The sequence below is a fragment of the Ruminococcus sp. B05 genome, from assembly GCF_003628495.1.
In the GTDB taxonomy this organism is placed as follows: Bacteria; Bacillota; Clostridia; order Lachnospirales; family Lachnospiraceae; genus Schaedlerella; species Schaedlerella hominis.
Map to the genome: position 1 here is coordinate 270,788 of NZ_RBZR01000001.1, position 13,718 is coordinate 284,505.

Annotated in this window: 13 protein-coding genes; 12 read left to right on the top strand and 1 reads right to left on the bottom strand. The window is 33.0% G+C overall.

The features are described 5' to 3' along the window. The first annotated feature begins 1 nt into the window (after position 1). From D8Q48_RS01030 to D8Q48_RS01060, 7 genes are read left to right on the top strand one after another with little or no spacing between them, the layout of a single operon-like run. The gene (locus tag D8Q48_RS01030; RefSeq protein WP_117989231.1) at positions 2-400 is read left to right on the top strand and encodes a hypothetical protein; all 399 of its coding nucleotides are present in this window, start codon (positions 2-4) and stop codon (positions 398-400) included. Then, on the top strand, positions 397-1,476 hold the full coding sequence (locus D8Q48_RS01035; RefSeq protein ID WP_117989230.1) for a hypothetical protein: 1,080 nt from the start codon (positions 397-399) through the stop codon (positions 1,474-1,476). The genes D8Q48_RS01030 and D8Q48_RS01035 overlap by 4 nt, the downstream gene beginning before the upstream one ends. Before the next feature lie 33 nt (positions 1,477-1,509). Next, positions 1,510-2,382, top strand: coding sequence for a diadenylate cyclase CdaA (gene cdaA, locus D8Q48_RS01040; RefSeq protein WP_117989229.1), 873 nt, complete (start codon positions 1,510-1,512; stop codon positions 2,380-2,382). Further along, entirely contained in the window at positions 2,369-3,694 is a 1,326-nt protein-coding gene (locus tag D8Q48_RS01045) for a CdaR family protein (protein ID WP_121055107.1), read from the top strand. The genes cdaA and D8Q48_RS01045 overlap by 14 nt, the downstream gene beginning before the upstream one ends. A 37-nt stretch (positions 3,695-3,731) precedes the next feature. After that, positions 3,732-4,007: an HPr family phosphocarrier protein gene (locus tag D8Q48_RS01050; RefSeq protein ID WP_022075943.1), complete on the top strand. Its 276-nt coding sequence runs from the start codon at positions 3,732-3,734 to the stop codon at positions 4,005-4,007. A 49-nt stretch (positions 4,008-4,056) separates the two neighbouring features. Beyond that, positions 4,057-4,965 (top strand): sugar phosphate nucleotidyltransferase, encoded by a 909-nt coding sequence (locus D8Q48_RS01055; RefSeq protein WP_118688104.1) that lies wholly within the window; start codon positions 4,057-4,059, stop codon positions 4,963-4,965. Positions 4,966-4,988: 23 nt separating this feature from the next. Beyond that, the gene (locus D8Q48_RS01060; protein WP_117989226.1) at positions 4,989-5,588 is read left to right on the top strand and encodes a GerMN domain-containing protein; all 600 of its coding nucleotides are present in this window, start codon (positions 4,989-4,991) and stop codon (positions 5,586-5,588) included. Positions 5,589-5,677: 89 nt separating this feature from the next. Here the strand turns inward: D8Q48_RS01060 and D8Q48_RS01065 are convergent, their stop codons facing one another. Then, a complete protein-coding gene (locus tag D8Q48_RS01065) occupies positions 5,678-6,658 on the bottom strand; it encodes a glycosyltransferase family 2 protein (protein ID WP_117989433.1) in 981 nt (326 codons plus the stop codon). Positions 6,659-6,918: 260 nt separating this feature from the next. Here D8Q48_RS01065 and D8Q48_RS01070 point away from each other — a divergent pair, with 260 nt between their 5' ends. The 5 genes from D8Q48_RS01070 to D8Q48_RS01090 all read left to right on the top strand — a co-directional run bounded on the left by D8Q48_RS01070 (position 6,919) and on the right by D8Q48_RS01090 (position 13,599). Next, positions 6,919-8,322, top strand: a complete 1,404-nt coding sequence (locus tag D8Q48_RS01070; RefSeq protein WP_117989225.1) for an undecaprenyl-phosphate glucose phosphotransferase — start codon at positions 6,919-6,921, stop codon at positions 8,320-8,322. 62 nt (positions 8,323-8,384) lie between these two features. Next, positions 8,385-9,296, top strand: coding sequence for a glycosyltransferase family 2 protein (locus D8Q48_RS01075; protein WP_117989224.1), 912 nt, complete (start codon positions 8,385-8,387; stop codon positions 9,294-9,296). Positions 9,297-9,375: 79 nt separating this feature from the next. Then, positions 9,376-10,701: an LCP family protein gene (locus D8Q48_RS01080; RefSeq protein WP_243116195.1), complete on the top strand. Its 1,326-nt coding sequence runs from the start codon at positions 9,376-9,378 to the stop codon at positions 10,699-10,701. 40 nt (positions 10,702-10,741) lie between these two features. Further along, the gene (locus D8Q48_RS01085; protein ID WP_121055109.1) at positions 10,742-12,133 is read left to right on the top strand and encodes a cohesin domain-containing protein; all 1,392 of its coding nucleotides are present in this window, start codon (positions 10,742-10,744) and stop codon (positions 12,131-12,133) included. A gap of 182 nt (positions 12,134-12,315) precedes the next feature. Beyond that, entirely contained in the window at positions 12,316-13,599 is a 1,284-nt protein-coding gene (locus D8Q48_RS01090; RefSeq protein ID WP_121055111.1) for a trypsin-like peptidase domain-containing protein, read from the top strand. The last annotated feature ends 119 nt before the right edge of the window (positions 13,600-13,718 follow it).

A 13,718-nucleotide genomic window follows, 5' to 3' on the forward strand; every position in this document is an offset into this window, starting at 1 on the left:
AATGCTGGATAAAAAAAGAATACGATTAATGGTTCGTATGGCTTCGTATGAAAAGACAAATGCGAAACAAGATCAGAAAATCAGCAGTTATTATAAAAAAGACTATATCAGTTTAAATACATTGATAACAATTTTATGGATAACGATAGGATATGCAATTATAGTTGGTCTGGCAGCTATATGTGGAATGGATATACTGTTTGAAAATCTTACTATTATTCGGATGCTTATTTTAGGAGGCCTTGTTATTGTTGGATATATTATAGTTCTTGTGATTTACGGCGTGTGTGCAAGTAGTTATTACAAATTGAAACATAATCGAGCAAAACAACGAGTGAAAAGATATTATAGAGATATGTCCAAATTAGAGAACTATGGGAAAAAGGAGCGTAGATCATGAGTACAGTTTTGGTATGGAGAGAACAATTTCAAAAATTATATGCAAAATATTCTTTTTATATTATTAGAATATTACAATTTGCTTTGGGACTTGCAGTATTTGGGATGATTAATTCCAATATAGGATTTTTGAAAACGGCTTCTACTTCAATTTGCACAATTGGATTAGCAGTTATATGTGCGTTTTTACCATTGGGAGTTATGACACTTGTAGCTACAATGCTTATTTTAGCACATATGTATGTCTTATCCGTAGGCGTTATGTTAATAGTTGGAATGCTTTTTCTTTTAATATACATATTTTATTTGCGTTTCGTGCCAGATAAAGCATGGGTAATTTTGTTAAGTGCAGTTGCAGTTGTCTGTAAAGTACCGTTTGTAATAATAATTGGAATTGGATTGTTAGGGACACCTGTGTTTTTAGTATCAACCGTATGTGGAACTTTTTCATATTATATCCTTCATACTGTAAAAGTGAATTCAACATCTTTAAAAGGGGAAAAGGCAAGTGAATGGATAGCAATGATGATGAAATTTTACAAACAGTTATTTACTAATAAAGAAATGTTGTTGATGGTAGCAATAGTAATTGTTTGTGGGCTTCTTGTATATGGATTGAGAACGCGTTCAATGAATCATGCATGGAAAATTGCAACGGTAGCCGGGGTACTAACAGCGGTGGCATTCAGTGTGATTGGAAATGTTGTATTTAATATCCATATTGCTTATCCTTCTATTTTAATCGACGGAATACTTGCAATAATAATAGGTCTGTTATTTGAAGTACTTTTTTTGTCTGTGGATTATAGCAGAACAGAATACTTGGAATTTGAGGATGATGAGTATCATTATTATGTAAAAGCAGTTCCAAAAGTGGCAGTCACCGCACCAGAAAAAAACGTAAAACAAATTACAGGACAGACAAATGATGAGAAAAATGATGGAATGAAGTCTATAGAACAGAATGATAAACCGGAAACAGCAAATAATTATGGCAGAAATGAACGAGCAGAGGATTTGCTTTTAACAAGAAGTTTAAATAAAGAATTGGGAATTGACGATACTGCTAAAAAGTAGTAGCCAGTAAAGATAATTCGGGGAGGTGATGTTGTGCAGCACTGGGTAACTCTTTTTTTTGACAAATATATACATGAATCATACTTCCCTTCTGTTGGCATCACAGATATTGTGGAAATTTTAATTATAACGGTTGTTGTTTACGAGATTATGCTGTGGATAAAAAATACAAAAGCATGGATGCTGTTACGTGGGATGCTTATGCTAGGATTTTTTATTCTGTTCGCAGCAATTTTTCAGATGCATACGATTTTATTCTTGGCAAAAGAGTCAATCAATGTACTTGCTATTGCAGCTGTGGTAGTTTTTCAACCAGAGTTAAGAAGAGCGTTAGAAAAGCTTGGTGAGAAAAACCTTCTAAGTAATATTAATTTATTTGATAAGAATAAAGAAAATCAACGATTCTCTGATGAAACAGTGAATGGGATTGTAAAAGCATGTTTTGATATGGGACGTGTTAAAACAGGTGCATTAATCGTTGTAGAGCAGGCAATTCATTTGACAGAATATGAAAAAACAGGAATAGAGTTAGATTGCAAGGTTTCGCCGCAAGTTTTAATTAATATTTTTGAACATAATACACCGCTTCATGATGGAGCAGTGATTATCAGAGGAAATCGCATTACATCAGCAACATGTTATTTGCCACTTTCTGATAATATGCAAATAAGTAAAGATTTTGGAACAAGACATAGAGCTGCACTCGGTATGAGCGAAGTGTGTGATGCTCTTGTGATTGTAGTTTCAGAAGAAACAGGACAGGTATCAGTTGCAATGGGAGGACAATTAGTACGTGGAGTCACTCCGGATTACTTAGGTACTCGATTGTGTCAGATTCAGTACAGAAATGGTGATTCTAAAAAGTTCTCTCTGCGGAAAGGACGGCGTAAAGATGAAGATGCATAATATGACCAAAAATATAGGCTTGAAAATTATGGCGTTTTTATTTGCAGTCTTGTTGTGGGTTATCGTTGTCAATGTAGATGACCCGGTTGTGAGTGCTGTATACAGAGATATTCCAATTACTGTAATAAATGATGATGTTGTTACAAATAAAGGAAAAGTATATCAAATTGTAGATGATGTTCAAAAAGTAAATGTAACAGTATATGCAAAACGTTCTTTGATTTCAAAAATTAGTGGAGAATCGATTTCAGCGACTGCTGATTTAAGTCAGATGGATGTAAATACTTATATGGTTCCGATAACTGCAACAGTAAAAGGGTATGAAGCAAATACACAATCTGTAGATACGAATCCGAGAAATATAGAAGTTAACATTCAAGATGTTACCGGAAAAAAATTCCCTATATCTGTTAGTACAAATGGAACACCTAGGGATGGATATGTAGTTGGAGAAATGACAACAAATCCGAAAGAGGTAACCTTGCGAGGATCTGAAACTTTAATTGATAGTATTGAAAAAGTAGTTGCCAAGATAGATATATCAGGGATGTCAGACAGCGGTGTTGTAGATGCAGAATTGATATGTTATGATTCAAATGGAAATGCTGTAGATCAGACAAAACTAAGTAATAATCTTGGAGATAAAGGTATCAGTGTAAATGTTCAGATGCTGAATACCAAAAATGTCGGATTGAACTTTGCAGTATCTGGGGAACCGAAAGCAGGTTATATTTATACTGGAATGACGGTAGAACCAGAGAGTGTACAGATTTGTGGAACAGAAGATGTTTTGGCTGCGATAGATAGTATTAATATTCCGGCAGATCAGATAGATATAACAAATGAACATGGAAAAAAGGAATATACGATTGACATTACTCCGTTTCTTCCAAAAGAAGTATCTTTAGTTGATGAAACAGCTAATAATGTAGTTGTAACAATTCTAATTGAACAAGAAGGAACAAAAACCATAGAATTACCGGTAGAATCAATACAAGTTAAAAATTTATCTGATAAATTTAAGGTTTCTTTCGAAGCAGAGAAAGATCTTGTACTTACATTTACTGGTTTAGAGCAGGAACTTGCAACATTAAATATAAAAAATGCAGCGTCAATTGATTTGAAAAATTATACAGCTGAAGGAGAGTACGATATCCCGGTGACAATAGAAACCGCTGCGGGAGTAACTTTGACAGAGCAACCAAGTGTAAGAATTATGTTAAAAGAAAAGACGGATGTATTGGAGAAAAATGGAGCAGAAAAATCAAGCGGTATAGATAATAAGACGACAGATAGTTCGAAAAAAGATTGATAACAATACAAAAGAGGAAAAAATAGGGAGGCAAAAAATGGTAAGCGGAAAAGTGATAATTAAAAATCCAACAGGATTGCATTTACGCCCCGCTGGTTTATTTTGCAAAACAGCCATGCAATTTGGCGCAAAGATTACAATTGAAAAAGCGACTAGAACTGGTGAACTGACAGCAAATGCAAAAAGTGTATTGAGCATATTAGGAGCCTGTATTAAAAGTGGAGATGAAATTACAATTGTTTGTGATGGAGAAGATGAAGAAAAAGCATTAGATGAAATGATAGCAATTGTGCAGGCAGGTTTGGGAGAATGATTAGCTTGTTCAATTAAAAATCATAAAGGAAGTAGGAGGAAGAAGACAAATGAGCAAAGCAACATTAGTAATTATGGCTGCAGGAATCGGGAGTAGATTTGGTGGAGGAATTAAACAGTTAGAACCGGTGGGGCCAAATGGTGAAATTATTATGGATTATTCTATCTATGATGCAATGGAAGCCGGATTTGATAAGGTTGTATTTGTAATTAGAAAAAATCTTGAAAAAGATTTTAAAGAAGTTATTGGAAATCGTATTGAAAAAGTTATTGATGTTGACTATGCATATCAAGAATTAGACGATATTCCGGAAAAATATCAAGAAACATTTGCAGAAAGAACAAAACCATGGGGAACAGGACAGGCAATTTTGTGTTGTAAAGATGTTGTGGATTCACCGTTTTTGGTAATCAATGCAGATGATTATTATGGAAAACAGGCATTTAAAGAAGCATACGATTATTTAACAAAAGAGAGCGTGAAAGATGAAATCTGTATGGTGGGCTTTGTACTGAAAAATACATTGAGTGACAATGGAACTGTAACAAGAGGAGTGTGCAAAGTTAATGAATCTAATATGTTGGTTGAAATTAATGAAACGCACGATATAGAGAAAACAGAAGATGGAGCTGTTGTTAAATGTGAAAGCGGAGATAAGAAAATAGATGTAGACTCTCCGGTTTCTATGAATATGTGGGGATTACATCCAGATTTCTTTGCTATTTTAGAAAATGGATTTGTAGAGTTTTTAGAAAATGTAGATGCAACAGATTTGAAAGCGGAATACTTACTTCCAACAATTATAGGGGGGCTTTTGGAAGAAGAGAAGTTATCAGTTCGTGTACTGCAGTCTAAAGATAAGTGGTTTGGAGTGACATACAAAGAAGATAAAGTTGATGTAGTCAATGCAATTAATGAGTTAATTGAAACAGGAGTATATCCTAATAAATTATTTTAATCGAAGTTAAGGGGCGATAAATAGTGAAAAAAGGGAAACTTATAATTATAGGTCTTGTTGTGATGGCATTAATTTCAGGATGTGGAAAAACAGCAGATTCAAAAGAAAATAAAGCCAATTCAACAGAACAGACAAAAGATATTGAAACAGAACAAAATAAAGATGTACAGATGGAAGAAAATGCTGATAAACAAGAGGGAGAGGAACAGCAAATTCCAGATGAACAGAATGTTTCTGCTCAAACAGGCGGCAATATTAAAGTATATTATAGTAATTCAGATGCTTCCGGATTTGAAAGTGAAGAGGTGGCAATAGGATCATTATCGTCTAATGAAGTGTTAAAAGCATTGGTTGATAAAGGCGTGCTTCCTGTAGATGTTTCACTTTTGAGTTTTAAAGAATTTGAAAAAGATAATGAAAAATTATTAGAGTTGGATTTTTCTGATAAATTTATTACGTATATTAAAACGTTAGGTACTTCAGCAGAATACTATATTGTAGGAAGTATTTGTAATACATTTTTGGATGCGTATGGAAGTGATAAGATTCATATTACAGTAAATGGAGATGTCTTTACAACCGGACATGCAGAGTATCCGGGATATATGGGAAAATTTAATTAATAAATAAGAATCAGTACATGGAGGAAATTAATCCATGTACTGATTCTTATTTTATTTCTTTACCATATAAAAAATCAAAACTGCATCCGTTATCTTTTGAATATTTTTCTTTGAATCCAGTCGGAAATATAAGAAAAAGTATTTTTTATAAGTTCGAGTTCGATTTTCATATAATTGCCAAGATGTCTAATATGGAAAGGTACTCTTTTGCAAGATTTTCGCTTTTTCCAACCTTCTTTTAATCCTTCCTTATAGTCATTGCCAAAATTGATTTTACAGAAAAATAAATATTTTACAAAATAACCGATGGCAAGAGGTATGAAATTTAGTAAAAGCTGAAAGAATGGCATATTTTTATAATTCAGCCAAATACTATTTCTTGCAGATAATTTCACTTTAAAAGTATTGTATTTAGAACCGCTTGTTCCGCTTCCAACATGATATACAAGAGCTGTAGGGCAATAGGTGTTTTGATAGCCATATATCTTTGCACGATAACCCACATCAATATCTTCTAAATAAGCGAAATGTGACTCATCAAAATAACCAATTTTTTCAAAAACTTTCTTGCGATAAATGGCAGCTCCTGCACAAGCTGAAAAAATCATGTCTGTATTCTGGTAATTCTGGACAGACCGACCCGCTCCTCTACATACACCCCAGCCAAGAACGGTATACAAATCTCCTGCACTGTCAATAAGATCAGGATGATACATTTGAATCATCTTACTGCTAACAGAAAAAATAGAAGGAGATTCTTCTATGGCTTGAATCATAGCTTCTACATAATTGGTGTCAACAGTAGTGTCGTTATTCAAAAGGATCACATAAGGGGTTTGTGCATGACGTATACCTGTATTGACAGCAGTACTGAATCCATAGTTTTCCTTTAAAGCAATCACTTCAATATCAGGATAATATTGTGCCATATATTCAAGACTTCCATCTGTTGAATGATTATCAACAACAAGAATTTGAAAATCTTTACATGTTTGTGCTTCTAAAGATTTTAAACAAGGCTCCATAAAATGTTTTCCATTATAATTTGGAATAATTATTGTGACTTTCATAATATCCTCACTTTTAAGCATAATCTTATTGCATTATAACAAATCTCTTTTTTAGAATCTATAAAAAAGCAAAATTATTTATAAAAACTATATTTTTTACATAAATGTTACAAAACAATGAAGAAATATGTGTAAAATTAGTGTTTTTACTTGTTCGATAGAGTAAAATGTTGTATTATATAACAGATAGTGTAATTAGAAAATTGGGTGAATGTTTTATTGGATTACATATTATGTAAAAAATAAGAGGTTAAAATAAAATGATTAAAGAAAATCAAAAATTGCTGAATCAAATTCAGGTTGTACTAGATGGAATTGTAATCATATTAGCTTATGCGTTGTCATGGTATATCCGTTTTCGGAGTGGTATATTTGAATTAGATGAATGGTATCTGTCTTTGCAGGAATATATGAAATGGTTATGGGGGATTGTTCCTGGATTTTTGATGCTATATTATATTTTTAAACTGTATGTTCCTAAGCGGGTTCTTGGTAGAAGACTAGAAGCGTGGAGAATTTTACAAGCAAATGTAATCGGTGTTATGGCATTGATTGTTGTATTATACGTTATAAAACAGCCTAATATATCTCGAACAATGCTTTTTGTGTTCGGTGTAGTTGATGTGTTTGGAGAAGTTCTGGAAAGAAATCTAGTACGTATGATATTGCGTAAGATACGAAAAAACGGACATAATCTAAAGCACATTATCTTAGTTGGATATAGTAATGCAGCAGAAGAATATATAGATCGAATCAAAGCAAATCCTGAATGGGGATATCAAATAAGAGGGATTTTGGATGACAGCATTGAAATAGGTTCAGAATATAAAGGGATTAATGTAATTGGCTGCACAGACGATTTACAAATTATCCTTCCTGAAAATAAACTTGATGAGATTGTAATTACATTAGGGTTGGACGAGTATAACAAATTAAGAAAAATTGTCAATATGTGTGAAAAATCGGGAGTTCATACAAAGTTTATTCCCGATTATAATAATATTATTCCTACAAAACCTTATACAGAAGATATTCAAGGACTTCCAGTTATTAATATAAGACATGTGCCTTTAAATAATTGGATCAATCGTTTTATGAAACGGTCGATGGATATATTCGGAGCGTTAGTTGCAATTATTTTGTTCTCTCCGATTATGTTAGTTGTATCAATTATAATTAAAGTAACCGATCCGGGTCCGTTGATATTTAAACAAGAACGTATTGGATTGAAGAATAAACCGTTTTATATGTATAAATTCCGTTCTATGGTTGTACAAAAAGAAAAAGATGAGAAAAAAGGATGGACTGTTAAAAATGATCCGCGTGTGACACCTATAGGAAAATTTATTCGAAAAACAAGTATTGATGAACTACCACAATTGTTCAATATATTAAAAGGTGATATGAGTCTTGTCGGACCTCGTCCGGAAAGACCACTATTTGTAGAAAAATTTAAAGAAGAGATTCCACGATACATGATAAAACATCAAGTCAGACCAGGATTGACAGGCTGGGCACAGGTGAATGGATATCGTGGAGATACATCTATCCGTAAACGTATAGAACATGATTTATATTATATTGAAAATTGGACATTAGGATTTGATATAAAGATTATTCTGTTAACGTTTCTTAAAGGATTTATTAATAAGAATGCATATTGATAAACAAAAATCAATTACACATAAGTAATATTATAATGTAAGATATTGTGAAAAGGTGCAAAATGAATAAAAGTGTAGATATAATTATTCCGACATATCGACCAGATGAAACAGTTGTCTATTTGATAAAAAAATTATTAAAGCAAACTTATCCGATTCATGAAATTCATATTATTGATACAGAAACAGGTATATTTCCTAAAGAATTAAAAAATTTAAGTGATAAAATCCGAATTTCAAAAATAAAGCCGGAACAGTTTGATCATGGGGGAACCAGACATGAAGGTGCAATGCAATCCCATACAGATATTATTGTTTATATGACCCAGGATGCTATGCCGGTAAATGAATATTTAATTGAAGAATTAGTAAAAGCATTTGATAATGAAAAGATTGCAGCTGCTTATGCGAGACAATTACCGAATAGTAAATGTAATGTGATTGAGCGATATACAAGAGCATTTAACTATCCAGAACAGAGCAGAATAAAATCAATGGAAGATTTAGAAACATTAGGGATTAAGACATATTTTTGTTCAGATGTATGCGCAGCATACAGGAAATCGGTTTATGAGTCATTGGGAGGCTTTGAAGAAAAAACAATATTCAATGAAGATATGATTATGGCTGCAAAAATTATTCAATCCGGTGGACTAGTAAAATATGTTGCAGAAGCGAAAGTGATTCATTCACATAATTATAATTGTAAACAACAATTCCAGAGAAATTTCGATCTTGCTGTTTCGCAGGTTGAACATCCGGAAGTATTTCAAAACATTAAATCCGAGTCAGAAGGAATGCGTCTGGTTAAAAATACAATGATTTATTTAATTAAAATTAAAAAGCCGTGGCTTATTATTAAATTGATTTCGCAGAGCGGATTTAAATATATGGGTTACTGTCTTGGAAGAAAATATAGTCAGTTACCGATGTGGTTGATTAAAAAATGTACAATGAATCAGAGATATTGGTAGAAAATGGATTGATGTTTTAAATAAAATCATGTATGATATCAATCAGCGGAGTACAAACGGTAAGAGGAAAGGAAATAGTATGTCAAAGCGAAATAATCGTTCTGTGTCAAATCAGAAAATGAGAAAACAAGCGAATAGAAAAAAATCTCAAAATGTAAAAAGAGCTCAAAAGAGAAGAGGCATGACAACGGGTAAAAAAGTTTTGGTTGGGATTTGCATTGTGCTTTTAATTTTTGTTATTGCTGCAATTGTTGGTGTGGCTTATGTTGGAAGCAAAATGGGAAAACTTAATGTTGGAAAATTAGATGTTGATGCCCTTAGTATTTCAGATGAATTGTCTTATGATGAATCCGGATATTTAAATGTTGCACTGTTTGGTCTGGATAAAAGAGCAAATAATGACGAGATGGGTGAACGAAGTGATACGATCATGGTTGCCAGTTTAAATAGAGAAACAAAAGAAGTAAAGATTTCATCTGTATATCGAGACACTTTACTACAACAAAAAGATGGAACATACAATAAGGCAAATTCAGCATATTCATTTGGTGGGGCAGAACAGGCTATCGCTATGTTGAATAAAAATTTGGATTTAGATATACAACATTATGTTACAGTTGATTTTGCTGCATTGGTGGATGTGATTGATGCGCTGGGTGGAATTGATATTGATGTAACAGATGAAGAAGTTGAATATTTAAATGGTTATATAATGGAAATAATTGAGAATACTGGTGTTAATACCGTTGCAGTAGAACATTCAGGTCTTCAGACTTTAAGTGGAGTACAGGCTACAGCGTATGCTAGAATCCGTTATACAGCAGGGGATGACTTTAAGCGTGCAGAGCGTCAAAGATTAGTATTGGCTAAAATAGCAGAAAAAGCTCAGCATGCAGATTTAGCAACAATAAATAAGATTATTGATAAAGTATTTCCTAAAATAGAAACAAACTTCACTTTAAAAGAGATTTTGGCTTATGCAAAAGATGCCATGAAGTATCAGCTGGCAGATACTACTGGTTTTCCGGAAGTAAAAGATACTATGGATTATGAAGATGCAGGAAATGTTGTCGTTCCTCTAACATTAGAAAGTAATGTTAGAACTTTGCATCAATATTTATTTGGTGAAGATGGATATACACCGTCATCTACGTTATCGGCTATTAACAGTGAACTTGAAAGTATAAGTCAAAATGGCAGTACGGGTACGACAGACAGTTCGGATTCTTATTATAATGACGGATATACTGATTATAGTAACCAAGGTTATGATGATGGAATTAATTATGATGATAGTACAACATATGATCCGGGGCAAACAGATTATAATGATTCAAACGACTATAGTGGTGACTATAATTATGGTTCTGATTCAAGTCAAAGTGATACAGGTGCAGGATATTAAATAAACTGTTTAAAATACTTAATGAGAGGATGAAAAGTTAATGAAAAAATGTATTAGCCGAGGGTACATGGCTTTAGTGACAGCACTTACTATATTTCTTGCATATGGGATTATAAGTTTTGCTGCTGAAGGAACAGTACAAATTACAGATGTTACTGGTAATGTTGGAGAGGAAATCACGATTCCGGTTTCTATTAGTACGGCAGGAGAACCTATAGGTGATGGAAGCCTGACATTGAATTATGATAGTGCTATGTTAGAGTTTGTCGGTGGCGATAATGCAAGCGGTGGAGATGGAGTTGTTTCTTTAAATGCATCAGGAACAGGTACAGAAACAACTTTAAATTACACGATAGTATTTAAATGTTTAAGTGAAGGAAATACTGTACTTCAAAGTGCTGGATCTACGGCATATCTGTTTTCGGATGAGACATTATATTTACCAGATGTTTCAACTAATATTACGATTGCAGCTGCTGGAACATCGCAACAGGTACTGGCAAGCGGTGGAGATGGACTGCTTGAAATCTCAGGAGTGCAGTATTCAATTTATAATGATTTTACAGACGCTTTAATCCCTGCAGGATTTTCTAGAACTACTGTGAATTATAATGGCGCAGATTATAATGCAGTTGTACAGGATGCATCAGGAATTAAATTTGTCTTTGCGAAATCTGGTGACAGTGATCCGGTTTATGCAATGTATGATGAATCAGATAATCATTTTGTACTGGCTGAGCAGGTACAGCTAATAAATGATCAGTATATTTATGTTTTAGGAGAAGCTTCTAATACAGATACATTGCCTAAAACATTTGGAGAAACAACATTAGATATGAACGGACTTGTTTTTCCAGTATGGAAGGATAGCGAAAATAAAGAATTTTATCTAGTAAATGCATTAGGACCTTCTGGACAGATTGCTTTTTATCAATACGATACAACTGATAAAACATATCAAAGATATGTAGAGCGTACTTCTGAGAAAGCAGAGGAGACAAAAGAGAAGGGACAGCTACTAGACCAGATTAAGAATGAAGTGTCAGATAATCTATTAAAAATTACAATTATAGTTCTGGCAATTATTATAATTATGTTGATCATAATTATTGTTATAGCATCTAAATTAAGAAATGTAACGGACGAACTTAATCAATTATATGATGATTACGATGAAAAAAATGATTTACCAAAGAAGAAAACACGCGAACAATTTATACGCAAAGACGATGACTATGAAATAGAATATGATGATTATATGGAAGAAGATCATGATGCTTTTATGGATGATGAGTATGATGATTATGATGAATTTGATGATTATGATGATGAATCATATGAGACAAAACCACTACCACAAACGAAAAATAAAAAAGCAGCTAATAAAAAATCTTCTAAGAAAAAATATGATATAGAGTTTATTGATTTGTAGAAAAAATAAGAATGTATATAAAAGCTCCTTTTCTAATAACGAGAGTACAATTTAGAATTGTTTCTTGCTATTGGAAAAGGAGTCATTTAGTTAAACAAAGTTTTTTTATACATTGAACACAAAATCATCACAAAGAATGATTATTATATCATTATAAAATACAAGAGAAAGAGGGAACTGATATGGAAAATCAATATAATTATTATAATCCGGATGATAACCAGTTTCAAAATAATTATTCACAGGGAGAAAATAATCATCAAAAAAAATCAAAAAAAATAACAAAAGTTATAGCTGTGATTGGATTAGCGATTATCTTTGGTATTGTTTCTTCAGGTGTGTTCTTATCAACAAGTTATATTGGAACAAATATATTAGGATTAAATAAGAACTCAAATAGCGATGTAAAAACATCGACAACAGCTGTTACAAAATCATCCAGTGTTGTAACTTCAGATGTTTCTTCAATTGTCAATGATGTAATGCCATCAGTCGTTGCAATTACGAATATGAGCGTTCAGGAAGTACAGAATTTTTGGGGTCAAACATCTCAATACCAGAGTGAAAGTTGCGGAACCGGAATCATTATTGCGAAAACAGATAATGAGCTTCTTATTGTAACAAACAATCATGTAATTGCAGATAATGAATCTTTAACAGTTACATTTGATGATGATACAAGTGTGGATGCAGATGTAAAAGGAACTGATCCAGAGCATGATCTTGCTGTAATTGCTGTCCCATTGAATCAGGTTTCTTCGGAAACAATGGAAAAAATTGCGGTTGCAACATTAGGAGATTCAACAGCACTTCAGGTTGGTGAGCCAGCTATTGCAATTGGAAATGCTATGGGATATGGACAGTCAGTTACAACAGGTGTTATCAGTGCAGTAAATAGAGAAAGTACTACAACTGATGAGCAAACAGGTGAGACTGAAGAAACCGGTGTAAAATTAATTCAGACAGATGCTGCAATCAATCCAGGAAATAGTGGAGGTCCTCTTGTAAATGCAAATGGCGAAGTGATTGGTATTAATTCTTCTAAGTTAGCAAGTACAACAGTTGAAGGAATGGGGTATGCAATACCAATTAGTGATGTCTCTGACATAATTGATAATCTGATGAATCAAGAAACAAAACATAAGGTTTCTGAAGAGAAAAAAGGATACCTTGGTGTAAAAGGATATGATGTAACAGAAGAAAGTGCTAAAAAATATAATATGCCTACAGGTGTTTATGTTGCTGAAATAGTCAAAGGTGGCGGCGCAGAAGAAGCTGGTATTACAAAAGGCAATGTTATTACAGCACTGAATGGAACAACAGTTAATAGCATGGAAGAACTACAGAAGGAGTTGGGATACTATGAGAGTGGTAAAACAGTATCTGTAACAATTCAAGTTCCTGAAAATAATGGAGAATGGACTGAAAAGACAGTAGATGTGAAACTTGGAAAATCTGCTAAATAATGGCTAGGGTTACGAAAGTAGTTTGCTTTCGGAACCCTTTTTCTTTTTTTACATATCTTAATATTGGAAAATGTTGAAGGGAGAATTAAATTGATAAACACTTCCAATAATATGCGGTA